General features: G+C 58.5%; 19 protein-coding genes and 1 pseudogene. 8 read left to right on the top strand and 12 right to left on the bottom strand.

Going from position 1 to position 24478, the window contains the following annotated elements:
• Nucleotide 1 precedes the first annotated feature (1 nt).
• The 6 genes and pseudogenes from ARCT_RS0107290 (at nucleotide 2) to ARCT_RS28930 (ending at nucleotide 7142) form a co-directional block, all read left to right on the top strand.
• Complete coding sequence (locus ARCT_RS0107290; RefSeq protein ID WP_036784564.1) at nucleotides 2-1912, top strand: nitric oxide reductase activation protein NorD; 1911 nt, start codon at nucleotides 2-4, stop codon at nucleotides 1910-1912.
• A 1-nt stretch (nucleotide 1913) separates the two neighbouring features.
• Entirely contained in the window at nucleotides 1914-2093 is a 180-nt protein-coding gene (locus tag ARCT_RS0107285; RefSeq protein WP_027239471.1) for a hypothetical protein, read from the top strand.
• Nucleotides 2090-2305 (top strand): hypothetical protein, encoded by a 216-nt coding sequence (locus ARCT_RS0107280; RefSeq protein WP_036784561.1) that lies wholly within the window; start codon nucleotides 2090-2092, stop codon nucleotides 2303-2305. Before ARCT_RS0107285 ends, ARCT_RS0107280 begins: the two co-directional genes overlap by 4 nt.
• 481 nt (nucleotides 2306-2786) lie before the next feature.
• Nucleotides 2787-6515 carry an invasin domain 3-containing protein gene (locus ARCT_RS27020; RefSeq protein ID WP_161631302.1) on the top strand — a complete coding sequence of 1243 codons (3729 nt, stop codon included), beginning with the start codon at nucleotides 2787-2789 and terminating at the stop codon, nucleotides 6513-6515.
• A gap of 155 nt (nucleotides 6516-6670) precedes the next feature.
• Nucleotides 6671-6901, top strand: a pseudogene (locus ARCT_RS28935) (transposase); the annotation flags it as partial.
• Entirely contained in the window at nucleotides 6816-7142 is a 327-nt protein-coding gene (locus ARCT_RS28930; protein ID WP_027239468.1) for a hypothetical protein, read from the top strand. The pseudogene ARCT_RS28935 and the gene ARCT_RS28930, both read left to right, overlap by 86 nt.
• Here ARCT_RS28930 and ARCT_RS0107265 read toward each other — a convergent pair.
• The 7 genes from ARCT_RS0107265 to ARCT_RS0107230 all read right to left on the bottom strand — a co-directional run bounded on the left by ARCT_RS0107265 (nucleotide 7139) and on the right by ARCT_RS0107230 (nucleotide 15325).
• Nucleotides 7139-8310, bottom strand: a protein-coding gene (locus ARCT_RS0107265) for an IS3 family transposase (RefSeq protein WP_154665302.1) whose coding sequence is annotated in 2 segments (ribosomal slippage) — nucleotides 7139-8079 and nucleotides 8079-8310 — 1173 coding nt in all. Because the reading frame shifts where the segments join, the coding sequence is not laid out codon by codon here. The two genes, ARCT_RS28930 and ARCT_RS0107265, sit on opposite strands and share 4 nt — an antisense overlap.
• Nucleotides 8225-8977 carry a hypothetical protein gene (locus tag ARCT_RS27490; protein ID WP_084300781.1) on the bottom strand — a complete coding sequence of 251 codons (753 nt, stop codon included), beginning with the start codon at nucleotides 8975-8977 and terminating at the stop codon, nucleotides 8225-8227. The genes ARCT_RS0107265 and ARCT_RS27490 overlap by 86 nt, the downstream gene beginning before the upstream one ends.
• Entirely contained in the window at nucleotides 8974-9651 is a 678-nt protein-coding gene (locus ARCT_RS0107250; RefSeq protein ID WP_027239466.1) for a hypothetical protein, read from the bottom strand. Before ARCT_RS0107250 ends, ARCT_RS27490 begins: the two co-directional genes overlap by 4 nt.
• Before the next feature lie 227 nt (nucleotides 9652-9878).
• Nucleotides 9879-10694, bottom strand: coding sequence for a Hachiman antiphage defense system protein HamA (locus ARCT_RS25610; RefSeq protein ID WP_084300779.1), 816 nt, complete (start codon nucleotides 10692-10694; stop codon nucleotides 9879-9881).
• An 11-nt stretch (nucleotides 10695-10705) separates the two neighbouring features.
• Complete coding sequence (locus tag ARCT_RS0107240; RefSeq protein WP_169731211.1) at nucleotides 10706-11566, bottom strand: restriction endonuclease; 861 nt, start codon at nucleotides 11564-11566, stop codon at nucleotides 10706-10708.
• Nucleotides 11567-11677: 111 nt separating this feature from the next.
• A complete protein-coding gene (locus tag ARCT_RS0107235; RefSeq protein ID WP_027239464.1) occupies nucleotides 11678-12499 on the bottom strand; it encodes a hypothetical protein in 822 nt (273 codons plus the stop codon).
• A 528-nt stretch (nucleotides 12500-13027) separates the two neighbouring features.
• Nucleotides 13028-15325, bottom strand: a complete 2298-nt coding sequence (locus ARCT_RS0107230; protein ID WP_027239463.1) for an adenosylcobalamin-dependent ribonucleoside-diphosphate reductase — start codon at nucleotides 15323-15325, stop codon at nucleotides 13028-13030.
• Nucleotides 15326-15516: 191 nt separating this feature from the next.
• Between ARCT_RS0107230 and ARCT_RS0107225 the strand changes: the two genes are divergently transcribed.
• Entirely contained in the window at nucleotides 15517-15948 is a 432-nt protein-coding gene (locus tag ARCT_RS0107225) for a DUF1489 family protein (protein WP_027239462.1), read from the top strand.
• 249 nt (nucleotides 15949-16197) lie between these two features.
• On the opposite strand, the gene hisG is transcribed toward ARCT_RS0107225, so the two are convergent.
• From hisG to ARCT_RS0107205, 4 genes are all read right to left on the bottom strand, one after another.
• The gene (gene hisG, locus ARCT_RS0107220) at nucleotides 16198-16890 is read right to left on the bottom strand and encodes an ATP phosphoribosyltransferase (RefSeq protein WP_027239461.1); all 693 of its coding nucleotides are present in this window, start codon (nucleotides 16888-16890) and stop codon (nucleotides 16198-16200) included.
• Nucleotides 16887-17975 carry an ATP phosphoribosyltransferase regulatory subunit gene (locus ARCT_RS0107215; RefSeq protein WP_027239460.1) on the bottom strand — a complete coding sequence of 363 codons (1089 nt, stop codon included), beginning with the start codon at nucleotides 17973-17975 and terminating at the stop codon, nucleotides 16887-16889. The genes hisG and ARCT_RS0107215 overlap by 4 nt, the downstream gene beginning before the upstream one ends.
• 3 nt (nucleotides 17976-17978) lie before the next feature.
• Nucleotides 17979-19478: a histidine--tRNA ligase gene (gene hisS / locus ARCT_RS0107210; RefSeq protein WP_027239459.1), complete on the bottom strand. Its 1500-nt coding sequence runs from the start codon at nucleotides 19476-19478 to the stop codon at nucleotides 17979-17981.
• A gap of 188 nt (nucleotides 19479-19666) precedes the next feature.
• Nucleotides 19667-20494: a crotonase/enoyl-CoA hydratase family protein gene (locus ARCT_RS0107205; protein WP_084300777.1), complete on the bottom strand. Its 828-nt coding sequence runs from the start codon at nucleotides 20492-20494 to the stop codon at nucleotides 19667-19669.
• A 113-nt stretch (nucleotides 20495-20607) separates the two neighbouring features.
• Between ARCT_RS0107205 and ARCT_RS0107200 the strand changes: the two genes are divergently transcribed.
• Nucleotides 20608-20802, top strand: a complete 195-nt coding sequence (locus tag ARCT_RS0107200) for a SlyX family protein (RefSeq protein ID WP_027239457.1) — start codon at nucleotides 20608-20610, stop codon at nucleotides 20800-20802.
• Nucleotides 20803-20956: 154 nt separating this feature from the next.
• Here ARCT_RS0107200 and dnaE read toward each other — a convergent pair whose 3' ends face one another.
• Nucleotides 20957-24469 (bottom strand): DNA polymerase III subunit alpha, encoded by a 3513-nt coding sequence (gene dnaE / locus ARCT_RS0107195; RefSeq protein WP_027239456.1) that lies wholly within the window; start codon nucleotides 24467-24469, stop codon nucleotides 20957-20959.
• Nucleotides 24470-24478 lie beyond the last annotated feature (9 nt).

Here is a 24478-nt window from a genome sequence, read left to right as displayed (position 1 = left end):
CATGGCAGCTCTGCATCCCCTTGATCTGATGGATCCCGAAGAAGCAGTCGGCAACATCTGGCATGACTACGCCACCAAGCTGGGGGCGCAGCCCAGCTTTCCTGAAGCCGCAATTGAGCTTGCCGAGGTCCGCGGCAGCCTGGTTTTGCTGTTTCGTGCCCTTGGCGGTGCCGCCTCTGTTGAACTTGCCGAGGCACCACGGGTGCGATCGCATCACCGCCAAGGGCTGCGGCGCAAGCTGGGCAACCGGGGGGAGCTGATGTTCCTGCCAACTTATGATGGCGAACGCCTATGCCTGCCGCCCAGCTTTGACGCCTTCCCAGAAAAGGCGTTAAATCAGGCCGCGTATTTCTGGCTGGTTGCCCTCGCGGCGACACAGCCCAGGCTGCCACCTGTTGACGGATGCGGTTGTATCAAAGACCGTGCCCAGATCGAGGCCATGGCACAGGCCTCTGATCTTGCGTTTCAACGCTGCCCAGGCCTGCGGGGCGCATATCAGCGCATGTGCAGCTTTCTCCTAGCAACCCGGCCTAAACTGATGTTGCCACGTGAAGAGGCGCGACTTGAGCAAGCAGTTCTGGACCAGCTCAACAGCCCTGACGCCAGCCCAGTTGCCCTGCCTGAACAGCAGCAAGGCTCCAAAACCTATCTGCCTTTTACCCCGGTGCCGATCTGGCTCACGCTTAGCGCGCCACGGTCCGGCACAAAGGCGGATGACGCGGAAGAGGCGGATGAGCATCTGCCAGCGCCCGCTGCTGCGACCACCACACGTAAAATGGCAGCGCGCGAAGATCGCGACGAGGCCAACCGCAAAGACAGTCTGATCATCCATCGCTTTGAAGCAATCCTGTCCTGGGTTGAAAGCATGAACCTCAACCGATCTGTGGACAACGACGAGGACGAAAACGCCCAAAAGGCCGCAGATGATCAGGACAAGATCATCCTGTCTCGCCATAAGGACAAAAAGACGGCCACCCGTCTGCGGCTGCATCTGGATCTGGCGCCCGCGGATGCGGAGCACGAACGGCTGGCCGACCTGTTCACCTACCCGGAATGGGACCACCGCAAACGCAGCTATTTGCCAGATCACACAAGGGTGCTGGAAACCGAGGCCGACACGGACGCCCCCCAAACCCTGGCCCCTGATCCCCGGCAATTACGGGCGGTGCGTCGACAGTTTGAAGCTTTGCACCCACGTCGGGTGATGCGGCCGCGTCAAATCGAAGGCAGCGAGCTGGATCTGGACGCTTTGATCGCCGCACGGGTGGATTTGCAGGCGGATGGCACCTCTAGCGACCGCATTTACCAAAGTCTGCGCCAGATCGACCGTGACCTCTCGGTCTGCTTCCTGCTCGACACCTCACGTTCTACCGAAGCTTCGGTTGGTGACAGCACCGTGCTGGATATCGCCCGTGAAAGCCTCGTTGCCCTTGCTGGTGGCATTGATGCCAGTGGCGACCGGCTGGGCATTTGGGGGTTTTCTTCGCTGCGCCGCGACCGGGTGTTTTTGAAGAAATGCAAAAGCTTTGATGCACCGATGTCTGCCGAAGTGACTCATAAGATTTGTGGCCTCTCGCCCTGTCACTATACCCGTTTGGGGGCGGCAATTCGCCATGCCACGTCACAGCTGGAGCAAGAAAGCTCTACGCGAAAACTCCTGCTGGTGCTGACCGATGGAAAACCCAATGATCTTGACCACTACGAAGGCATCCACGGCATTGAGGACAGCCATATGGCAGTGCGGGAGGCCCGGCGCATGGGCCACACTGTACATGGCATCGTCATCGATCAGGACGGCCAGGACTGGTTTGCCCGTATCTTTGGCCGGGCTGGGTTTACTCTGTTGCCGGACCCGACGCGACTGACCCGTGCGCTGCCACAAATCTATCGATCCCTGACCCAGGAGAGCTGACATGAAACGCCTTTTTCTCGCAACGCCCTTTGTATTTCTGCCTGCCGTTGTTTTCGCGAACGGTTTTGACCGCCCCATCCCACAGCCCCAAAGCGCGGCTGCCGAGTTCTGGTTCTTTCTTGCCTCACTGACATTGATCGCGGCGCTGGCCGCAGTCGGGTGGCTGGTGAGCAAACGATGAAACAGCCCTGGGGCAAGGCACGGCTGACGCTGGTTCTGTACCCATTTGGAGCGGGTGCAGCGGCGGTCAATGTGTTCTTCGCCTCTTTGATCACATCATGGATTGGCTGGTCGGTGCTGTCTCCCTTGCAGTCGATTGTTCTTGGCTTAGTGCTGGGCGTGCCGCTTACCTATGCCTTTGCGCGTCACATCCATAAATTAATGCAGAACTAACAAACAGTGGTTGTCCAGTTCGAGCGGTGTCTGCCCGACTATACGCAGGCATAACGTCAACGGCCTCTCCCCCAGCGGGAGGGCTCAACTCAAGCGGGTAAAAAGACCACATCCAACTACATCAGCCAGATCCCCTGATGTTTCGCTGCCATAGCAGCGGAACAAGCGTCGGCATTCTGCGATAGGGCGGGTTCGACGGAGAGGCACCGCAATAATTGAGTTTCCAAAGAAACACTCTAAAATAATTAGTAAGCCTTTCAAGGTAAAGTTGTCGGATAACATCCGATTCCAAATGCATGAAAATTGTCAACTTAGGGATATTCGCAACAATAGCTATCTTAAGACGGAAACCTCACTTGTGGCACATAAGTTGTTATCGCCGTTCACCAGTACTGCCAGACGTATCTACTTTAAGAACGCACTCCAGTTATATCTTCCCAATTGTCTGCCAGTGTTGCGAACCATGGTTTGCACAGCGGTGTTGGGTTTAGGCCGGAAACTCGGCGCTGCCCTGTTGTTGGGGGCAGTTTTGGGTCTGTTTACGCGGGATGCCGCACATGCAGCCCCCGCAACCTGCGCAAGCAGTTTTGCGACGGGTGGCACCATCACGTCCCTTACTGACAGCGGTGATGAATATTGTATTCACCAGTTTACCGGCGGCGGAACATTCACGGCACTGCAGGGTCTCACGGCAGAGTATCTGATCGTCGGCGGCGGTGGCGGCGGTGGTGCCTATGCAGGCGGTGGAGGCGGTGCCGGTGGCCTGGTGATGGGGAACACGTCCATTGCGGCCAATGCCTATGTTGTTGTGGTCGGAGCTGGCGGGACCGGTGACGCGCGTAGCACCTGGCCCCCATTGCCTGTTCCCGGTGGTGGAAACGGCCAGTCGAGCAGCGCATTTGGCATCACCGCACTTGGCGGCGGCGGTGGTGGTACCTACAATAATTCAACCCTCGTCGGAAACGGCCAGGACGGAGGCTCTGGCGGTGGGGCATCGCATCAAGGAAGCGGCGGAACGGGAACATTTGGTCAGGGATCAAACGGTGCAGGCGGAACAATCAATTCCGGAGATTCCTCCGGTGGCGGTGGCGGCGGTGCTGGACAAGGCGGTTTCAGTGGCACCTATTCGATAGCCGGGCACGGCGGCGACGGAGTTCAGTCAGACATAACCGGATCGTTGGTGTATTATGGTGGGGGTGGCGCCGGAGGCGGCGATGTCCGGGGCAATAGGGTTGCGACCAATCTGGGCGGCGCAGGCGGTGGTGGCGCATCCCGCAATGATGGTGTCGCCAGCGACAATGGTCTGGATGGGTATGGCGGCGGCGGAGGTGGCGGCCACGTCAATGGGATCAATGATAGCTCCACCGGAGGCAACGGTGGATCCGGTGTCGTCATTATCAGATACCTTGCCAACTCGCCGCCCGGCGCCGATGCGGGCCCGTCTCAAACCGTGAACCCGTTCAGCTCTGTCACATTGGATGGCACAGGGTCGACCGATCCAGAGAACAACATCACGGGGTACCTGTGGGAGCAGGTCTCGGGAGAGACCGTTGCAATCGGCTCTGCAACCAGCGCCACCGCGAATTTCACGGCACCTGTTACAGGTGGTACTCTTACTTTCAATCTGACGGTCACAGATAAACATGGCCTTACCTCCACCTCTCAAATCACAATAACAGTGCGTGCCCCCGGGGTGACGGTCACTGCGCTGTCCGGACAGCCGAGTGAGGCGGGGGATGCGGCGAGCTTTACGGTTGTGCTGAACTCCGAGCCAACGGCCGATGTCACCATTGCGGTCAGCTCCTCGGACAGCAGCGAGGGCAGTGTCAGCCCGGCCACCCTGCGCTTCACCCCCGGCGATTGGAGCACTCCGCAGAGCGTGACAGTGACCGGCGTGGACGACAACCTTGCCGATGGTACGCCAAGCTACAGCATTGTGCTGGCGGCGGCGGTCTCATTGGACTTGGCCTATGACGGCTTCGATCCGGCGGATGTGACCCCTGTGACGACGACCGATGACGACACCCCCGGGGTGACGGTCACTGCGCTGTCAGGGCAGCCGAGCGAGGCCGGGGATGCGGCGAGCTTTACCGTTGTGCTGAACTCAGAGCCGACGGCCGATGTCACCATTGCGGTCAGCTCCTCGGACAGCAGCGAGGGCAGTGTCAGCCCAGCCACCCTGAGCTTCACCCCCGGCGATTGGAGCACTCCGCAGAGCGTGACAGTGACCGGCGTGGACGACAACCTTGCCGATGGTACGCCAAGCTACAGCATTGTGCTGGCGGCGGCGGTCTCATTGGACTTGGCCTATGACGGCTTCGATCCGGCGGATGTGACCCCTGTGACGACGACCGATGACGACACCCCCGGGGTGGTGGTTTCAGTGGCGGCTCTAAGCGTTGCGGAAGATGGCGGAACGGGTGGGTTTACCGTTCGTCTGAATTCCGAACCGACCGGTGATGTGATTATCGACGTTGTTTCGTTGGCGACTGGAGTTGCAACCGTCACCCCCGCCATCCTGAGCTTCATGCCCGGCAATTGGAGCGATCCGCAGACAGTGACCGTGATGGGCGTGAATGACGACGTTGATAACAATACCGATCTGACTGCAACTATCGCCCTCACCATGAATGCCGCGACAGTGGATAGCGCCTATCTGTCCGCCGATCCTGCGGATGTATTGGTGACCGTAACGGATGATCTTGTGGATGGCGCAACGATTGTGTCTGACCTTTCCAGCCTTCTGGCGGATGGTGTGTCCAGCGCGGTGTTGACTGTCACCCTGACGAATAACAGCGGCGGTGCGGCCTCCGGTGAAACGGTTGTGATCGAGACAACAGCCGGAACGATAAGTTCCGTCACGGATAATGGCGACGGCACCTATTCTGCAACGCTGACCTCCAGCACGACAATTGAAGTGGCGGGGCTGAGCTTCACCATCGGTGGCGCACCTGCGCTCAGCACTGTGGAGGTGGCCTTCACAACCGCAGTTTTTGACAAAATTGTTGTGTCATCAGATGTGGATCCCTTGGAGGTGAAGGCAGCAGATGGTGAGGACGCGGCAGAAATTACCGTGAGAGTTTTTGATAACGGCGTGCAGGTTCCAACTGGAGGGCTCACGTTCTGGGCATCGACTGATCTGGGAGAACTGGGTCAAAACCCGTCAAGTTCAACGGTTGTTATGCAGGACAATAAGAACGGCTCATATACGTCCGTGCTGACAGCACAATCCGTTGGGTCCGCGACGGTCAGGGTCACCACCAATGATGTCAACGGCACAGAGGTGGGGCGGATATCTGTCACTTTTGCACAAACGGCCGTAGACAATGTTGTCAAAGAAACTCAGGAACAGATTGCTGGCTTCATGTTGGGCCGTGCGAACAATCTTGCCTCAAGCCAGCCTGGCCTGACCCGCTTTTTGATGCGGAACGATTGTCGCCACTTTTACGGAACTTTCACATTGGAGTCTGGTTCGGTCAGCAGTTGTACGTCACAGGGCAGCAGCTGGGCAGAGTTCACCAGCATGTGGTCAGATACCGGTTCCTACACGCTTGGTAGTCTTGGTTTCCACGAGTTCATCACGCCTGACCTGCTTGTTGGAGGGGTGTTCCAATTTGATTACGCCGAGGACGACACACATAATGCATCGGGCCATGGCTGGATGCTTGGTCCCTATTTTGTCAGCAAGGTTCCCGATCAGCCTCTCTATTTTGAAGGGCGATTGCTTTTTGGTCGGACCAAAAACGAGATCACCCCGTTTGGGTTCTATACGGACAGTTTCAAAACAGAGCGTTGGCTGGCACAACTCCGCGCGACTGGCCAGTATCAGGTCCGGCAAACCACGCTGATGCCACTGCTGGACTTTACCTACACCGGGGATCGGCAAGTCGCCTATACGGATGGCCTCGGCAACACGATCCCTGCGCAGACGGTTGATTTGATGCAATTGAACCTTGGCCTGGACTTTAGTAGGCCGATCAAGACCCGCGTTGGCGCACTCACGCTGACGGGAGGCATATCCGGGATCTATTCCGCCAGCGACGGAGCCGCCGTCATACCCGGGTTGGAAAATTGGCACGGTCGGACCCATCTGGGTCTGGAATATAATTTGCCGCCGGATAGTACGCTCAACCTCGGCATCTTCTATGACGATCTGGGACTCGGAAACGAGGCATTTGGTGCGACTTTTAATGCCGCAATCAGATTTTGAGCTACGCCTCGAAATTCGGAGGGTGACCATTCCGAGCTGTCTGGCGTCAGCGCTCATTGAGCTGCCCCCCGAAATTCGGACACTGACATAAGCTACGATTTGCAGTCTGCTGATCTTCGACGAGAAGGAGATCAGAAATGTAGAAACGCAAGCAGCACGCGCGCGAGTTCAAGGCAAAGGTCGCGCTGGAAGCCCTGAAGGGTGAAGAGACAGCGGCCGAGCTGGCGAGCCGGTTCGGGGTGCATCCGACGATGATCCATCAATGGAAGCGGGCCCTGCTCGAAGGCGCGTCCGGCGTGTTTGAGCGCGGAGGGCCGCAAGACGCCCGAGATCGACGAGGAGCAGGTGGAGGAGCTCCACGCCACGATCGTAGGGCGAGCCTGTGAATGCCACCGGTTCGAGAGAACAGGCGAACGCCGTTGCCAACGCTTTTTTGGAACGAAAGCTGAAGCCTTGGGGCGGGAAGTGAGGCGCGGCATGATCGAGCCGAACCACCCGGACCTGTCGATCGCACGCTCATCCTATTACTATGAGCCGAAGGGCGAGACCGAACAGAACCTCGACCTGATGCGGCAGATCGACGATTGGACCTGTCACGCTTTCGTGCCGCTCCACGTGCTCGTTTAAGCCACCTTTCGTTCGAAGGCGACAGGGCTTTTCCAGCCCAGTGCTGAATGGCGGCGGCGCGGATTGTAGAAGCCGTTGATGTATTCGAAGATCGCCATCTCGGCCTGCCGCCGTGTTTCCCATGAATGCCGCCAAATCAGTTCGGCCTTGATGGTTTTGAAGAACGTCTCGACTGCAGCGTTATCGTAGCAATTGCCTTTGCCACTCATGGACACTTTGAAGCCGTGCTGTCGCAAGATCTGTCGATAGTCGTGCGAACAATATTGCGATCCGCGATCCGTGTGATGGATGCAGCCCTTCGGCGGCCCCCGGAAGGCTATTGCCATGTTCAACGCACGGATCGCCAGGTCCCGCTTCATCCTGTTACTCACCGCCCAGCCGATCACGCGCCTTGAATGCAGATCCAGTATCACAGCGAGATACAACCAACCTTCACGCGTCCAGATATAGCTGATGTCCATTGCCCGGCAGGGTATTTCCGTAGGAAATGTCCCGAGAGGGGCCGCCCACTTCTGGTTTGGCCCATCAGCGTTGAAGTCCCGGTCCAACAGGTTCGGCGCGATGTTGAACTTATGATTGCTGTCTGTAGTCACCTTGTGTTTGCGCGTTCTGATGACCGATATGCCGTTCTGGCGCATCAAGCGACCCACGCGACGATGACCAATAACCAGTCCGATCTCTTTCAATTCCTCAGTCATGCGCGGCCTGCCATAACTGCCAAGGCTGAGACGGGATTGTTCTTTGATATGCGCCAGCGTGACCAGGTCGGACCGTTGTCTGCGGCTGGCAGGGCGACTGCGGAATGCCCGCAACCCACGTGAACTGACCCCCATGACACCGCACATCCGGCCGATAGAGAACGCAGATCGGTGTTCCTCAATGAACCTAAACCTCACGGCTTTTGGCTCGCGAAGAACACCGTGGCCTTTTTTAAGATTTCCCGCTCCTCCTTGAGAATGCGGTTCTCGCGCCGAAGCCGGTCATTCTCTTGGGCGAGGCCTAAATCCTCTTTCGTCACCACACCCGTGTCTCTGTATGCCGTGATCCATTTGTTCAGCGTCGACATGCCCACACCTAGGTCATCAGCTACCTGATTGCGCGTTAGCCCACTGGTCAGTGCTATCCGCACCGCATCCTGGCGAAATTCGTCCGTCCGTTTCAGTCCCATAGTTCATCTCCTTTGTTGCAGTAAATGCTATCAAAGGAGCGGCATCAAACCGCGACAGGTCCAGTGCCGCGCTCTCTGGGCCGAATTTCACCTTTGTACGACCGGCCAAGTACCTCTTATCGATAAGCGCCAGAACGGAGCGCCCTGCATCCTGATACTTTCGCACCCACCGCAACAGGGTCGAAGAGCTCGGCGAGTCGATTTCGTTGCGCGAGCGTTTCTTGCCGCAATATTTGCGTTTCTGGGCAGGCCCTTCGGGTTGAGGGATATGCTTCGCTATTTGCGGGGCGACCTTGAGAATCCAAGCGTCGACATCCCGCCAATTCCGGCCAATTTCTCCGCGCGCCTCAGCATCCAGAAAGAAATCGCACCATGTTTGGCCGAAGAAGACCTTCTCACGTTGCTTACGTGGCAACTGGGTGACGACCTGCTCTCCAAACTTGGTTCGCTGTCGCGCCGCCTCCTCGCTGTGGTAGCCGTCCTGTACAACGATATGACCCGTCCTCAGGCCATCGTTGATCTCATCATAGGTCAGCTCATCAAAAGCAATCTTGCCGTCGGCTTCGCGTGTGACGGTGACCCCGAGAGGTCCCTGGTCGACGACCAAGCTGGCTATGCCCCCATGTTGGATTTGCGAGTATGGCTCTAGGCGAATGTTCTCGTTCATTTCGCGCCTCCTTCGACCAGCATCTCGAGGTTGATGATGCCGTCCTCAAGCGGCCGCAGCACACCAGCATAGATCGCCTTGAAGACCTCAGGCCATGCCCTCCCCCCAATGGCAGCCCGCGCAATCAGCTCGCGGATCGTAACCGGCAGCTCAAGCTCGGCTGCCAAGCCTGCAATGATAGACGCAGCTTCCGGATCGTCTTCCCGCCTGTACGCCAAGAGGCGACGCGCATTCAGGGCTTCCCACTGGTCGTAATTTTCCTCGGTGATCAGAACCAAGGTCTCGGCGAATTCTGGCGGCATGGCCGCCGCCACAAAGCTCAGCTTCTCTTCAAGGTTCTGGGCCTTGGCGCGTGCCGCAGGTTTCACCTCGGTGGCAGCCTTGGTTCCGTCAATAAAGGTATAGACTTGGTCGATCACTTTGCATCTGGGTCGGCCCTCTGCGTCGACGTACTCGATGGCTGGAGGCTGCTCTACCATGTCAGCGACGGAATAGTTGGCGGTGATCGTGACAAAAGCGTCGAACTCACCAAGGCTGTCGAATTTCACTTTCTGGCTCTCGCCGCCATAAGGTCGGAAAGCGCCTGTCTCTACATAGGTTCGCGCTTTCGAGCGTTCCGAAAGGTTCCGCGTCGAACGGTTGGCCCGGGGGGCCACGAAGATTTCTTTTTCCATGTTTTTCAGTGTGCGGGATCGCCCGTGCGTCAGATTGACCACGGTGAACCGCTCACGGTCCTCTTGTCGAATGATGGAAGACGGCCGAGCACGACCGATCGGGTCAGGTGACCCGGCCGCCAGACTTGACTTTTGAGGGGAATCGAGAGACCTTCAGATTGTCGGGTACCAATCGACATAAAGGCCCTTGAGAGTCCGCTCTCGGGGCTTTTCTCTTTTCTAGGGCATCATTTCTGATCCTCCTTCTTTCTTGCGACAGCTGCGGGCCAAAGATCGTTTGGGCGAAACCCAGTGCGCTCGGCGATTGCCGCTTCGATCTTGGGTGACCTTTTTCGGCCAGCTAGGACGTTCGACACCGCAGGTCGACTGTAGGCCTCCAGCGCCTGCGTCAGTAGCGCCGTTGGGGAATTCCCCGAGAAGGTGAAGAGAAGATGTTTCACGCTGTCTGCGGGGATACCGTGCCTATAGAGAGCTTCGTCTATGGCGTCCACCAGCGGCGCATCGGTGCCCAGCTCCATCAGCCTAGCTGAGATGAAAGACAGCGCATGCGAGGAAGGAAGGCCACCATCCTTATCCAGGCCGGTCCGCGCTTCCTGCAGCGTTTGAGCACGAAGGTCGATGCGGCTCTTGGCTTCCGTTTTCAGGAAGCGGAGGCGCTGTGTGGCCGGATCGATAATCATGCCAATGACGTCATCGCCGCGCATCGCCATGTTGCGATGGTCCTTCCAGCGCAACCGTTTGATCGGCGTACGATAACCGCTGTGAGCGCCGATCCATTCCGTCGCGTAAATCTCACCAAGGTCGCCTGATCGGATCTGCGGCGTTTGTGGGAGAAGGTCGGTGATCATCTTCGCGGCTGCGGCCTTGCCTAGTCTCGCAAGCGCGGCAGCGACGCGTTCCTCGGCAGCGTAGTGTGCGGGAACGGCCTTAGCAGTCCATTGGATACCGATCTCAGCGTCCGCCGGGCGGCCCGATACAACCTGAACGTGATGATTACCTAGCGGCGTGTCTGTGGATTCGCACCAATTGTTGAAATTTACCATGCGAAGCCTTTCTAGTTCGGGAAAAGGTCGCGTACGCGAAGGAAAGGCATGCCGGTTTCAGCAGCTCTTCGCACTTTACGTTCGAGAACCTGGTTGAGCTGCAATTCACGGTCGAGCATATCGTAAAGATCGAGTCCCTCCATGCAGATTACACGCTTTCCTCGACCGAAGGCGACGAGGCCGTCTTCAGAGAAGCCGTTAATGCTCACAAAGAGCCCCCGCGTCCATGCCGCTTTCTGCTCGATCTTGCCTTGGAACGTGTGGAGATCGGCAACTCCGATTGGCTTGCCCTGCCATTTTGCTTCCAGAAGGTAGGTTTCGCTGCCGAGCTGGAAGCTGCCATCGATTTGCTCACCTCGCAGCCGAAAAGGCGCTTGGGCCGAAAGGCTGAAGGCATCGAACAGACTCTTGAGAAATCCTTCAAAAGCAAAGCCGCGCGCCTGTGCTCCGAGCGATGAGACCCGCAGCAGCTCGGACTTGATATCCGCCATTTTCTGGCCATCAACAGCGGTTGCGGTTTGCACCCGCTTGGGTGAAACGCCGCCGGAGAGACGGTCGATCAAGCCTTGATACCGCAAGGCGGCGTTTGGCACCGGGTCTTCCGCTCCGCTGTGCTCAAGATATTCGCAGCGGTACTCCCAGAGCGCGGCGAGCAGACGCACGGCTGTGGCTTCATCACAGTTTTGCAGGAAATAGCGCAGACGCTTACCCTTGGAGCCACCCTTCGTTGAAAATTTAGGATCGTCGATGTCGACCTGCATTTCGGATGCAAAAAAACCTGCGAAGCTCGCATCAGACAAATCGAGCACATAGCCCGGCCCCCGGACAAAGCCGACCAGATCATCGACAAGACGTAGGTCTATGGAACGCATCACGTTAATAAATTAACTCCCTAGAACTTACATCCATATATTTCACTGATGGCTTCCCTAAACACATCAATTCCCAGCAGCAAATCATAGAATAGAATCTTGCCCTCACTCTTACTCTTGCGGCCCGCAGTTATTTGCAAACAAAGCCTCGCCTTGCTCTGTGACAAGTTTCTGAAACTGGGCGTAGCATGCTGACAGACGAAGGCATTGAGCTTCCAATTCTGGAATAACCGCTTCCAGCTTGAGCGGCGGCGTGCCGCCTACTCCATAAGAAGGCGCTTTCGCGCCTTTCGACCAAACACGCTTGATCGACTGGGATAGTCCAAGTTCGACCCGTGGCGTGAACCTGTGGGTGTGCTTGCTCCGGAAATCATTCGTGGCAGTCTTGTAGTCGCCCATGTCGACGGTGTTGAGCAGCCTGTTCAGCTTCGTCCAAGAGCGCCAAGGCTTTGCGACCTTGATAGCCGTTTCTTCCTTGATAGCCCAATCCTCCGGCAGCGCCGCAAGATCGTCCGCCCAATTATCTCTTAGGAAAACACGGTTCACCTGATGGGACAGGTGTGCGATCGCAAAGTAGAATCTAGCCTTAAGAGTGTATGGGCCGAGCAACGCCGTTGAAGCTACATCCTGCACGAACTCATGCAGCAATTGGTTTGTTTGCTGGACGTCAAGCCCATCGAATACGATGCGCCATGCTTCCAGACGCATGGTAAGGTTGATCAGATGATTGATCCCGTTTGCGAGGTCGCGTGCAGCATCATCCGCAAGATCGCGATAGATCATTTGCTGGAGGCCGAATTCCGTATCCAGCCGAATCGTCTGGGGTGACTTAAACCAGCCATAGGGCATGAATGGCGCAAATGCCCTAATTTCACTGAGGGCCTTTCGATACTCGATATACTGCGTGGCGAGAAACTCGTTTTCCTGGTCCATCGTAATTTTACGCCGGAACAGGAACTCGTGACGATGATTGGTTGATCGTATTCTCGAGAATTATGATTCTATCCAAAGGCCGACTTCCCGCATGTCAGTTTCCGGACGAGTAAGTGAAACAATGAATGTATGCTCTTCTCGTTCGCAGCGATAGTGGCCGGTTTCTTTCTGCTTTGCCAGACCAAAAACGGCCTTAGAGGACACGGCGAAGAAACGTTCTTACCAGACAATCAGTCAGCTAAAGGCCGAAAGTGCCTGACAATCTAAGACCGGATAGGTGAGGAGCCGTATCCGCTTACTACGCCTGCATTCGCTCGTACGACCTCACGCCTCTGTATGAAAGTCGGCAGTCCGCATCTGACTGCTGCCCCCTCAACACATTACTAAGCATCGCCACAGCCAGACATGCAAACGGCCTCGGGTACTCCCCGAGGCCGTTTGCATGTCATCTCAGCCAAAATGACCTTGCGAGACGGTTAGGTCATGTCGCGTGGCACGCCACACCCCCACAAGAAACTTTCATCTCCTTCAGCCACATTTTGAATGACCGCAACTGCGGCAGGTCATGCAGCCTTCGATCATCTGCATGTCGAATTGACCACAGCTGGGGCAGGCCTTGCCGCGTGGAGCGTTCAGGTTCACCACCTCCGCCTGTGGATCGGATTTCAACCCCATGCCTTCGCCCTCAAGAAAACCAGTCTTGACCATATGGGTCTCGATCACCCCGCCAATAGCCGCCAGAATGGAGGGAATATATTTCCCCTGTACCCAGGCCCCACCACGCGGATCAAAGACTGCCTTCAGCTCTTCCACCACAAAGGACACATCCCCGCCACGGCGGAACACAGCCGAGATCATCCGGGTCAGCGCCAGGGTCCAGGCATAGTGTTCCATGTTCTTGGAGTTGATGAAGACTTCAAACGGGCGACGGTGATCGCTGATGATAACATCGTTAATGGTCAGATAAATCGCATGTTCCGAGTCCGGCCATTTCAGCTTGTAGGTATGGCCTTCCAGTGACTGTGGACGATCCAGGGGCTCCGACATGTAGACCACTTCGGCACCGTTCTCCCCCTGCGCGCTGTCATGCGGTGCATCTGCGGCTTCGCCCGGGGCGGCATCGGCGCTCTCGGAGACAGACAGAACCGATCCGGTCACGTCGTTGGGGCGATAGGTGGTGCAGCCCTTGCAGCCCTGATCCCAGGCCTGCATGTAAACATCCTTGAAATCATCAAAACTGATGTCTTCCGGACAGTTGATGGTCTTGGAGATCGAACTGTCGATCCATTTCTGCGCCGCAGCCTGCATCTTGACATGGGCCGCAGGTGGCAATGTCTGAGCGTTGACAAAATAGTCAGGCAGTGCGGCATCGGCACCAAATTTTTCCCGGTACATCTGCACCGCGTAATCGACAACTTCTTCCTCGGTGCGGCTCCCGTCCTTTTGCAAAACCTTGCGGGTATAGGCATAGGCGAAGACTGGCTCGATCCCCGAAGAGACATTGCCCGCATAGAGGCTGATGGTACCGGTGGGTGCAATTGAGGTCAGCAGCGCATTGCGGATACCGTGTTCGCGGATGGCCTCGCGCACATCCTCATCCATGTTCATCATGTTGCCAGAGGCCAGATAGGCTTCGGCATCGAACAGCGGGAAGGCGCCCTTTTCCTTGGCCAAATCCACCGAGGCCAGATAAGCGGCGCGGGCGATCGCATGCAGCCAGCGGTCGGTCTGACGCGCCGCCTCGTCCGAGCCATATTCCAGACCCAGCATCAACAGCGCATCGGCCAGCCCCGTCACGCCCAGGCCAATGCGGCGCTTGGCCTGGGCCTCGGCGGCCTGGGCCTCCAATGGAAACTTCGACACATCCACCACATTGTCCATCATACGCACAGCGGTGGCGACCAGCTCCTGCATCGCGCTTTGGTTCAGCTCTGCAGTGGTCTCAAAAGGGTTGGAAACCAGGCGCGCCAGATTGATAGAGCCCAGCAGGCAGGCACCATAGGGCGGCAGTGGCTGCTCGCCGCAGGGGTTGGTGGCGCAGATGTTCTCAATATAGCTGAGGTTATTGGCCTTGTTGATGCGGTCAATAAAGATCACGCCGGGCTCAGCATATTCATAGGTCGCCTGCATGATCTTGTTCCACAGATCCCGTGCCTGCACAGTGTGATAGATCTTGCCATCAAACTGCAGCTCCCAGGGGCCATCCGCCTTGACGGCTTCCATGAAATCATCCGTGATCAGCACCGACATGTTAAACATCCGCAGACGGGCGGAATCGGATTTGGCAGTAATAAAGGCCTCAACATCCGGGTGATCGCAGCGCATGGTGGCCATCATCGCGCCGCGGCGCGAGCCTGCGGACATGATGGTGCGGCACATCGCATCCCAGACATCCATAAAGGACAAGGGCCCCGAAGCATCCGCCGCCACGCCTTTGACATCCGCGCCGCGCGGGCGAATGGTCGAAAAATCATAGCCGATGCCGCCGCCCTGCTGCATGGTCAGCGCGGCCTCTTTCAACATGTCAAAAATACCCGCCATGCTATCCGGCACGGTGCCCATGACAAAGCAGTTGAACAGGGTCACCTGACGCGCGGTTCCGGCCCCGGCGGTAATGCGGCCTGCGGGCAGATATTTGAAATCTTCCAGCGCCTGGTAGAACTTCTCTTCCCAGACATCGGGCTTGTCCTCGGCGCGGGCCAGATCACGGGCAATCCGGCGCCAGCTATCCTCCACGGTCACATCGATTGGGGTGCCGTCCGCTTCTTTGAAACGATACTTCATATCCCAGATTTGTGCGGCGATGGGGGCAGCAAAGCGGCTCATATAGTGATTCCCTATTGGTCTTGCATCGGAGGTTAAGTGGCGGCTTCGATACTACAGTCAGATAGAAATTCTCAACGGTGAAATCGCGGTTTATTGATAAATAATTACTGACTCTACCACAATATCTTGCTCGCGCCAAATGACGAAACACTATATAAGGGTCGCGCTCTGGACGACTCTGTGGGGAAACTGTGGATAACTACGTCAATCTGGTGAAGCTTTCTGTTGGCACCGAAAGCGTCGAAGGCCTGCAGGACTGGCAGGATATGACCGCGCTGCGGCTGCCCGAGGGCCTGCCCCGTCACGTCACCCGCATGTGGCCTAAACGCGAGGCGGAGATTCTCGCAGGTGGATCAATCTATTGGGTCATCAAGGGACAGATCCAATGCCGCCAGCGCATTCTGCGCATGGATGAGGTGATCGGCGAAGATGGCATTCGCCGCTGCGCCATTATCCTTGATCCACAGATACACCGCACCCATACCGCCACCAAACGCCCCTTTCAGGGCTGGCGCTATCTCAAGCCCGAAGACAGCCCCGCCGACCTGCCAGCGGGGCGCAGCACAGAAGAGCCCTTGCCCCTGGAGCTTTCCCAGGCCCTGGCCGAAATCGGCGTGATCTAGCCGGGCGCCCCCCCCTATTGCCCTCTTGCCCTCATTATGGGTCAAGCACTGCAGCACGGCCCTGCGCAACGGGTTTCGCCGCGAGGCAACAGGGTATCCATCGCTCTCGATCTGCGCAAAACGTGTCTCAGTACGAGAAAGCGCCGCGCGACAGCGCGGCGCCGGGCCCAACGGGAGCCGCGTGCACTTTAGTGCATGGGCGACGGGCGGGAGCCCCCCCTTTCGGCCTTCTAACTCAGAGTCCCCAAGTCAGTCGTGGATCAACTCTGCCAGCGCCTTCAGCGCCAGCCGTTCCGCTTCCGAATAAGAGGCAACACGGCTGCGCCACAGGGTTGCCTGACTTTGCAGCACCAATCCATCCGACAGCAGCTTGAGGTGATTGGCCCGCAGGGTCTCCCCGGTGGAGGTAATATCCGCCACCATCTCGGCGGTTTCATTCTTCACCGTGCCTTCGGTGGCGCCCTGGCTGTCGACCAGCTGGTAATCCGCCACCCCGGCCTCGGTCAGGAACTCACGCACCAGGCGGTGGTATTTGGTAGCGATCCGCAGCCGGTGGCCATGGGCATTGCGAAAGTCAGCCGCAACCGCATCCAGGTCATCCAGCGTATCCACATCAATCCAGCATTGCGGCACCGCCAGGATCAAATCCGCATGGCCAAAGCCAAGTGGCTCCAGCTCTTCCAGCTGTTGCTCCCAGAGCGGCAGTTTTTCCTGCACCAGATCGGTGCCGGTCACGCCCAGGTGAATGCGACCTGCGGCCAGTTCCCGCGGGATTTCCCCAGCCGAGAGCAGCACCAGCTCCATGTCTTCGACCCCTTCGATGGCGCCGGCATATTCCCGTTCAGATCCGGTCCGCGCCAGGGTCAGCCCCCGCTTGGCAAACCAGTCAAAGGTCTTTTCCATCAGCCGCCCCTTGGACGGCACACCCAGTTTCAGGCTCATGACTGACCCTCCTCGAGCATCAGCATCAAATCAGGGCGCAACACGCCGCCGACAGCAGGAATTTCCCCCCCCTGCCCCAATTGACGCGTCAGCGCATCATAGCGCCCGCCGCTGGCAATAGCGGGCAAATCAGGCCGCGCTTCGGCATAGAACCCAAAGACAAACCCGTCGTAATATTCCATCGAGGTGCGCCCGTAGGAGGCCTCGAAATCCAGGCTGTCAATATCAATGCCACGCGCCTTGAGCGCCGCAATCCGCCCGTCCAGACGATCCAGCGCCGGGGTGATGGCAGGCAGGTCCACCGCGATATCGCGCATCTGCTCAATGGCAAAGGGCACGGTTTCGCGCACCGCCATCAGTGCCTCCAGCGCCAGCAATTCGTTTTCGGCCAGCGGCGGCGCTGCAGCATCTGCCCGCAGCAGCGCAATCCGTGCGTCCACTTCGGCCTCGCTGCGCTTGCCCAGCACCGTTGCAGATCCTGTCAGCACCCCTTCCGAGGACAGCAGTTTCAACCGCGTTTCAGGCACCGCGCTGCGGCCGGCATAACGCTCCAGCAATGAGCGGAACCGCCGGGGACGCCAGATATGGCGCATCAGGGCCGCTTTGCGCATCGCCGTGGTGTTCAACCCTTCAACCGCAGCCATCAGCAGACCAATATCCCCGGTTGCCGCCCGCAGTGGCAGGCCACGCAGCTGCAAAGCAATCAGCGCAAAGACCTCGGCATCGGCGCCAGCCGGATCATCGCGGTCAAAGACCTCGTAACCCACCTGCAGATATTCATTGGCGCGATCCGGGTCATGTTCCTGGCGGCGAAAGACTTCCCCCGCGTAGGTATAGCGCGCGGGATCGGCGCCTTGGCGCATATGCATCTGTACCACCGGCAGGGTGAAATCCGGGCGCAACATCTGCTCGCCACGCACCGCATCCGATGTCACATAGGCCCGTGCCCGAATATCCTCACCATAGAGATCCAGCAAAGTCCCGGCTGGCTGCAACAGAGGTGGCTCCACCACCTGCGCGCCTGCGGCCTCAAAATTCATGCGCAGCCGTGCGGCCCGCGCCAGTGTTTTGGAGCGTTCCATCATGGTCTAGCCCTGGCTCTCTAGAATTTCGCGCACCTTGGCGACGAGATCGCCGCGCGGCACTTCAAACTGGCTGGGACGCTCTTTCCATTCTTCCAGCGTCGCGCTTTCGGCAATCTTGGCACCCAGGATTAGATCCTTGATCTGAATGACGCCATTGGCCTTCTCATCGCCGCCTTCAATCACTGCAACTGGCGAGTTGCGCCGGTCTGCGTATTTCAGCTGGTTGCCAAAGTTTTTCGGGTTGCCCAGATAGACTTCGGCGCGGATGCCTGCGTTTCGCAGCTCGGCCACCATGGTCTGATAATCCGCCATTCGCGCCTTATCCATCACCGTGACCACAACCGGCCCCGTGGGCGTGGCACTAAGGCGACCCTTTTCGCGCAAAGCCGCCAACAGACGATCAACGCCAATGGACATGCCAGTTGCAGGCACTTCCTGACCGGTGAAGCGTTTCACCAGATCATCGTAGCGTCCACCACCGGCAACAGAGCCAAACTGCCGTTTGCGCCCCTTGTCATCAAAGATCTCAAAGGTCAGCTCTGCCTCGTAAACCGGGCCGGTGTAATAGCCAAGGCCCCGCACAATCGAAGGATCAATCTCGATCCGGTCAGAGCCATAGCCGCCGGCCGCCATCAGATCAGCAATCTGTTCCAGCTCGCCAATGCCTTCGGCCCCAACTTTTGAGGCGCCCACGGCAGCGCGCAGGTTCTCAAAGGTCTTGGCGGCGGTGTCGGCCTTGGAGGTCAGGAAGGCAATCACCGGCTCTGCCTGATCGGCGCTGAGGCCAACCCCATCAATATAGGCACCAGAGGCATCCAGACGGCCCTTGGTCAGCAGCTCACGGACGCCAGCCTCGCCCACCTTGTCAAACTTGTCGATGGTGCGCAGCACGTTGTCGCGCGCCAGCGGGTCATCGCCCAGCCCCATGACCTCCAACACGCCGTTCATCACCTTGCGGTTGTTGACGCGCACCAGATAGTCACCACGAGGAATACCCACGGTTTCCAGCGTATCAGACAGCATCATGCAGATCTCGGCATCTGCCGCCATTGACGCTGTGCCCACGGTATCGGCATCGCACTGATAGAACTGACGATAGCGGCCCGGGCCCGGCTTTTCATTGCGCCAGACCGGCCCCATCGCGTAGCGGCGATAGGGGCTGGGCAGATCATTGCGGTGCTGGGCATAGACCCGCGCCAGCGGCGCAGTGAGGTCATAGCGCAGCGCCATCCAGTCGCCCTTGTTGCTGTCGGGGTCGTGTTCATCGACCTCCTGCCAGGCAAAGACACCGGCGTTGGGGCGTTCAACATCGGGCAGAAACTTGCCCAGCGCTTCGACGGTTTCCACCGCCGCGCTCTCCAGCGCCTCGAACCCGTAATGATGATAGACACCCGCGATGGCACGCAGCATTTCAGAACGCTGTGTCACCTCTTCGCCGAAATAGTCACGAAATCCCTTGGGCGTTACCGCCTTGGGACGGGGCTGTTTCTTGATCTTGGCCATGAAAAGGCCTCCTCACGGGTGGGTTTAGGTCATTTACTCGCCGCGGGGTCTAGCCCAAGCCGTGCCCGTGAGCAAGGCAACAGGTTCGACGGCGCCTGTACAAAGACACGCGATCTGGCGCTGCCTAGCTATTAAGCATGACAGGAATGCGACAGGCCTTGCGCCTTGTCGGGCGCCCTGAACAGCGATCAGATCTGCGAGAAATCGCCGGACCGCCCCAACCCAGAGGCAAAGCGCTGCGCCCCGGTGCGCCCCTCAGCCAGAAAGGTCTTGGCCGAGCGCCACTCGCGCCGCAGCGCCGCCGCCAGCTCCTGCGAGGGGATCCGCGCCGACAGATGATCCGCCCGCATGCAGGCCTGCGGAAACCGGGTGAGCTCCTGCGCCAGGGCCTGCGCCATATCCAGGGCTTCCCCAGTTGGAGACAGCCGATCGGCAAAGCCAATCCGGTGGGCTTCCTCGGCTGGCAAGGTGCGGCCGGTCAGGATGAGATCATTGGCGCGGCCCTGCCCCAGAAGACGCGGCAAGCGAACGGTGCCACCATCAATCAGCGGCACCCCCCAGCGGCGGCAATACACACCGGCAAAGGCATCCTCCGCCATGACCCGCATATCGCACCAGGCGGCCAGCTCCATGCCGCCCGCAACAGCCGGGCCTTCAATCGCGGCAATCACCGGCTTTGACAGCATCAGCCGCGACGGCCCCATTGGTCCGGGACGGGGATCAACAATGGGATCGCGCCAATCGGCCTCGATATCCAGCGAGCCCAGCCACTCATCCGAGGCGCCCTGCCCTGCGGATTTGAGATCAAAGCCGGCACAGAAGTAACCGCCCCGTCCGGTCAGGACTGCGACTTTTGCCGTCTCCTCGGCCTCAAAGCGCAGAAACGCCGCATAAAGGGCGCGCGCCGTGGCAGGCCCCACCGCATTGCGGATTTCCGGACGGCAGATGGCAATTGTCATCACGCCGTCGCGCTGGCTGATCTCTACCGGTGGCATTTCAACTTCGGTCGCAGGCATGGTTGTTTCCCTCGCAGCTCATTGGCATCCCTATTTGAACTGAGCCTGCGCGTCTTGCCCATGGACCGGCAAGGGGAAGGTGCTTATGACGTTGCGCAGCTATGGAGATGAACATGCAAGCCTTGGAAGAAAAGATCGCCCACCTGACCCGCACCGTCGAAGAGCTGAGCGACGTGGTCGCCAGCCAGCAAAACGAGATGGATCGCCTGTCCAAACGGGTAAGGATGCTGATGGAACGCGAAGCCACCCGCGAACAGGGCAGCGGCGGCGCCCATGTGTTCGGCGACGAACGTCCGCCGCACTACTGATACTGATTCTGGTGCTGATCCTGACCAGCCCGGCTTTGCCTTGGTTTCTGGCGTGCCCCTGATTCCCGGCCGGCCCTTGGCTTTACAGGCGCTCAGACCATGTCTTTGACGGTTTGCTCATCCCTTTTCGAGCAATCGGCGGAAGCTGGCCGCGTCAAATCTCCTCAACCTCCATCACCCCTTCCAGCGATTTCAACGCGCCCTTGATCTGCGGGTTGATCGGGAAGGGCTGGCCCAGGTCCATCTCTACATCCCCGGGCAGGCCGGGGTCTTGCAGATACAAGTAAATCGCACCCGGACTGGCGTTGCGGGCGGCGGATTTGGCGTCCTCCAGCACGGTGGCCACGGTGCTGATGGCCGCGACGTCATCCAGATAGACCCGCAGCGAGGACCGCCCCGCATCGGCAATGGCCGCATCCACCGGCCCGGCAGAGCGCATCAGCAGTTTCAGCTGGTCGCTCTCCATCGTGGCCTCGGCGGTGATCACCACCTTGGAGCCGGTGTCGAGGAATTCCCGTGCCTTTTCCAGCACATCCGAGAAAATCGTCACCTCATAGCCGCCGGTGGTATCCGACAGCTGGGCAAAGGCAAAACGATTGCCGCGGGCCGATTTGCGCTCTTGCCGCCCGGCGACCACCCCGGCCATTTTGGCCATGAACGGCCCGCGCTCGGCCTTGATCATGACCTCATCCAGGGTCATCACATCCTTGCGTTTCAGGGCTGGCATATAGTCGTCCAGCGGGTGACCAGACAGATAAAAGCCAATCGCCTTGAATTCTTCAGACAGCCGCTCAGCTGGCAGCCAATCGGGGGTGTTGGCCAGACGCGGCTCTGGCAGGTCATCGCCGGCCTCACCAAACAGGGACACCTGGTTGGAGGTCTTCTGTTCGTGGATCGCATTAGAATAGTTCACCAATCCCTCAAGACTGTCGAACACCCGGCGGCGGTTACGGTCCAGCTGATCAAAGGCACCGGCGCGGGCCAGCATCTCCAGCGGGCGTTTGCCGATCTTTTTCAGGTTCACCCGACGGGCAAAATCAAACAGATTGACAAAGGGGCGCTCAAACCCGTCCTCGTTCCGGGCCTCCGCAACCAGCCGCATCACATCCATGCCAACGTTTTTCAGCGCGCCCAGCGCATAGACCAGCTCGCCGTTGACCACATTGAACGTCGCCAGCGAGCGGTTCACACAGGGTGGCACATAGGCCAGGCCTAGGCCCTTTTTGACCTCTTCAAAATAGATCGCCAGCTTATCCGTCAGATGGATATCGCAGTTCATCACGCCAGCCATGAATTCAACCGGGTGGTTCGCCTTGAGCCAGCCGGTCTGATACGAAACCACCGCATAGGCCGCCGCGTGGGATTTGTTGAAACCGTAGTTGGCGAATTTCTCCAGAAGGTCAAAAACCTCGGAGGCCTTTTTTGCAGGCACGCCGTTTTCGCCGGCACCTTTTTCAAATTTGGGCCGTTCGGCGTCCATCGCCTCCTTGATCTTCTTACCCATGGCCCGGCGCAACAGATCCGCACCCCCCAGACTATAGCCTGCCATCACCTGGGCAATCTGCATAACCTGTTCCTGATAAACGATAATGCCTTGGGTTTCTTCCAGAATATGGTCGATCAGCGGGTGTACGGATTCGATCTTCTTGAGGCCGTTTTTCACCTCGCAATAGGTGGGGATGTTCTCCATCGGGCCGGGACGATACAGCGCCACCAGCGCCACGATGTCTTCGATACAGGTTGGCTTCATCCGTTTCAGCGCATCCATCATGCCGGTGGATTCCACCTGGAACACCGCCACGGTCTTGGCCGAGGAATAAAGTTTGTAGGTTGGTTCATCATCCAGCGGGATGGCGTTGATCTCGTTCACCGCGCCTTCGGGCGGCTCATAAAGCTGGGTGCCGTCGGCTGCGGTGTGCAGATCGCGCCCCGACTGTTTGATCAGATCTACCGCGTTTTGGATAACCGTCAGGGTTTTCAGGCCCAGAAAGTCGAATTTCACCAGCCCGGCTTGTTCCACCCATTTCATGTTGAACTGGGTGGCAGGCATATCTGAGCGCGGATCGCGGTAGAGCGGCACCAGCGCATCCAGAGGCCGGTCGCCAATCACCACCCCCGCCGCGTGGGTACCGGCCGAGCGCAACAGCCCCTCGACCTGCATGCCGTATTTCAGCAGCCGGTCCACCACCGGTTCGTTCTTGGCCTCTTCCTGCAGGCGCGGCTCTTCCTTGAGACTGTCAACGATGGACATCGGCTTGACGCCTTCGACCGGGATCAGCTTGGACAGACGGTCGACCTGGCCATAGGGCATCTGCAACACCCGCCCCATGTCGCGCACCGCCGCCTTGGACAGAAGCGCGCCAAAGGTGATGATCTGGCCAACCTTGTCGCGGCCATATTTTTCTTGCACGTATTTGATCACCTCTTCGCGGCGATCCATGCAAAAGTCGATATCGAAGTCAGGCATCGACACCCGTTCCGGGTTCAAAAACCGCTCAAACAGCAGCGAATAGCGCAGCGGGTCAAGGTCGGTAATTGTCAGCGCATAGGCCACCAAGGAGCCCGCACCAGAGCCCCGCCCCGGTCCCACCGGGATATTGTGATCCTTGGCCCATTGGATAAAGTCGGCAACAATCAGGAAGTAGCCGGGGAAGCCCATGCCTTCGATGATATTGAGCTCAAAATCGAGCCGTGCCTGATATTCCTCGACGGTGACCGCATGGGGGATCACCGACAGGCGTTGTTGCAGGCCTTCATTGGCGATGCGGCGCAACTCAGCCACCTCGTCATCCGCAAACTTGGGCAGGATCGGATCCCGCAGATAGGCCTTGAACGCACAGCGTTTGGCAATTTCCACGGTGTTTTCAATGGCCTCAGGCAGATCCGCAAAAAGCGCGACCATTTCCTCCTGGCTTTTGAAGTAATGCTGCGCGGTCAAGCGGCGCCGGGGTTCGGATTGGTCCACATAGGCGCCTTCGGCGATGCAGATCATCGCGTCATGGGCCTCGTACATTTCCGTATTGGGGAAATAGACGTCATTGGTGGCAACCAGCGGCAAATCCATGGCATAGGCCATTTCCACATGGCCGCGCTCGCTCAGCTTTTCTGCCTCGGGCTGGCCGTCTTCACCGGGATGGCGTTGCAGCTCCACATAGAGCCGGTCTGCAAAGATCGCCTTGAGCCTCTGCATCAGTTCTTCGGCAGCCGGGCGCTGCCCCTGGCGCAGCAGCCGCCCCACCGGCCCATCCGGCCCGCCGCTCAGGCAGATCACATCGCCCGCGTATGTCGCCAGATCCTCCAGTGTCACATAGGGCAGCTCGCTGCCCTGACGCAGGTAGAGACAGGAATTCAACTTCATCAGATGTTCATAGCCGGTCTCGCTCTGGGCCAGCAGAACCAGCGGCGCAGGCGGCTGCGGGCGTTCCCCCGGCGCAGGTTCGACAAAGCGCAGATCCATCTGGCAGCCAATGATCGGCTGCACCCCCGCATTGCTGGCGGAGACAGAAAACTCCAGCGCCGAGAACAGGTTGTTGCTATCGGTCACCGCAATGGCCGGCATCTCGTGCTTTTTGCACAGATCCGGCAGCTTTTTCAGGCGCAGGGCACCTTCAAGCAGGGAATATTCCGTATGGCTACGCAGGTGAATGAATCGAGGAGCATTTGTCATGACCGCCAA

Origin of the sequence: Pseudophaeobacter arcticus DSM 23566, assembly GCF_000473205.1 — a bacterium.
GTDB classification, from domain to species: domain Bacteria; phylum Pseudomonadota; class Alphaproteobacteria; order Rhodobacterales; family Rhodobacteraceae; genus Pseudophaeobacter; species Pseudophaeobacter arcticus.
Note: the sequence above shows the minus strand (reverse complement) of the source record. Positions and strands in the feature narration are given on the sequence as shown.

What these genes read in the sequence shown, in the direction of transcription:
- ARCT_RS0107290 (WP_036784564.1), top strand. Translation starts at nt 2, where the DNA reads ATGGCAGCTCTGCATCCCCTTGATCTGATGGATCCCGAAGAAGCAGTC.
- ARCT_RS0107285 (WP_027239471.1), top strand. Translation starts at nt 1,914, where the DNA reads ATGAAACGCCTTTTTCTCGCAACGCCCTTTGTATTTCTGCCTGCCGTT.
- ARCT_RS0107280 (WP_036784561.1), top strand. Translation starts at nt 2,090, where the DNA reads ATGAAACAGCCCTGGGGCAAGGCACGGCTGACGCTGGTTCTGTACCCA.
- ARCT_RS27490 (WP_084300781.1), bottom strand. Translation starts at nt 8,977, where the DNA reads ATGAACGAGAACATTCGCCTAGAGCCATACTCGCAAATCCAACATGGG.
- ARCT_RS0107250 (WP_027239466.1), bottom strand. Translation starts at nt 9,651, where the DNA reads ATGGAAAAAGAAATCTTCGTGGCCCCCCGGGCCAACCGTTCGACGCGG.
- ARCT_RS25610 (WP_084300779.1), bottom strand. Translation starts at nt 10,694, where the DNA reads ATGGTAAATTTCAACAATTGGTGCGAATCCACAGACACGCCGCTAGGT.
- ARCT_RS0107240 (WP_169731211.1), bottom strand. Translation starts at nt 11,566, where the DNA reads ATGCGTTCCATAGACCTACGTCTTGTCGATGATCTGGTCGGCTTTGTC.
- ARCT_RS0107235 (WP_027239464.1), bottom strand. Translation starts at nt 12,499, where the DNA reads ATGGACCAGGAAAACGAGTTTCTCGCCACGCAGTATATCGAGTATCGA.
- ARCT_RS0107230 (WP_027239463.1), bottom strand. Translation starts at nt 15,325, where the DNA reads ATGAGCCGCTTTGCTGCCCCCATCGCCGCACAAATCTGGGATATGAAG.
- hisG (WP_027239461.1), bottom strand. Translation starts at nt 16,890, where the DNA reads ATGAGCCTGAAACTGGGTGTGCCGTCCAAGGGGCGGCTGATGGAAAAG.
- ARCT_RS0107215 (WP_027239460.1), bottom strand. Translation starts at nt 17,975, where the DNA reads ATGATGGAACGCTCCAAAACACTGGCGCGGGCCGCACGGCTGCGCATG.
- hisS (WP_027239459.1), bottom strand. Translation starts at nt 19,478, where the DNA reads ATGGCCAAGATCAAGAAACAGCCCCGTCCCAAGGCGGTAACGCCCAAG.
- ARCT_RS0107205 (WP_084300777.1), bottom strand. Translation starts at nt 20,494, where the DNA reads ATGCCTGCGACCGAAGTTGAAATGCCACCGGTAGAGATCAGCCAGCGC.
- ARCT_RS0107200 (WP_027239457.1), top strand. Translation starts at nt 20,608, where the DNA reads ATGCAAGCCTTGGAAGAAAAGATCGCCCACCTGACCCGCACCGTCGAA.
- dnaE (WP_027239456.1), bottom strand. Translation starts at nt 24,469, where the DNA reads ATGACAAATGCTCCTCGATTCATTCACCTGCGTAGCCATACGGAATAT.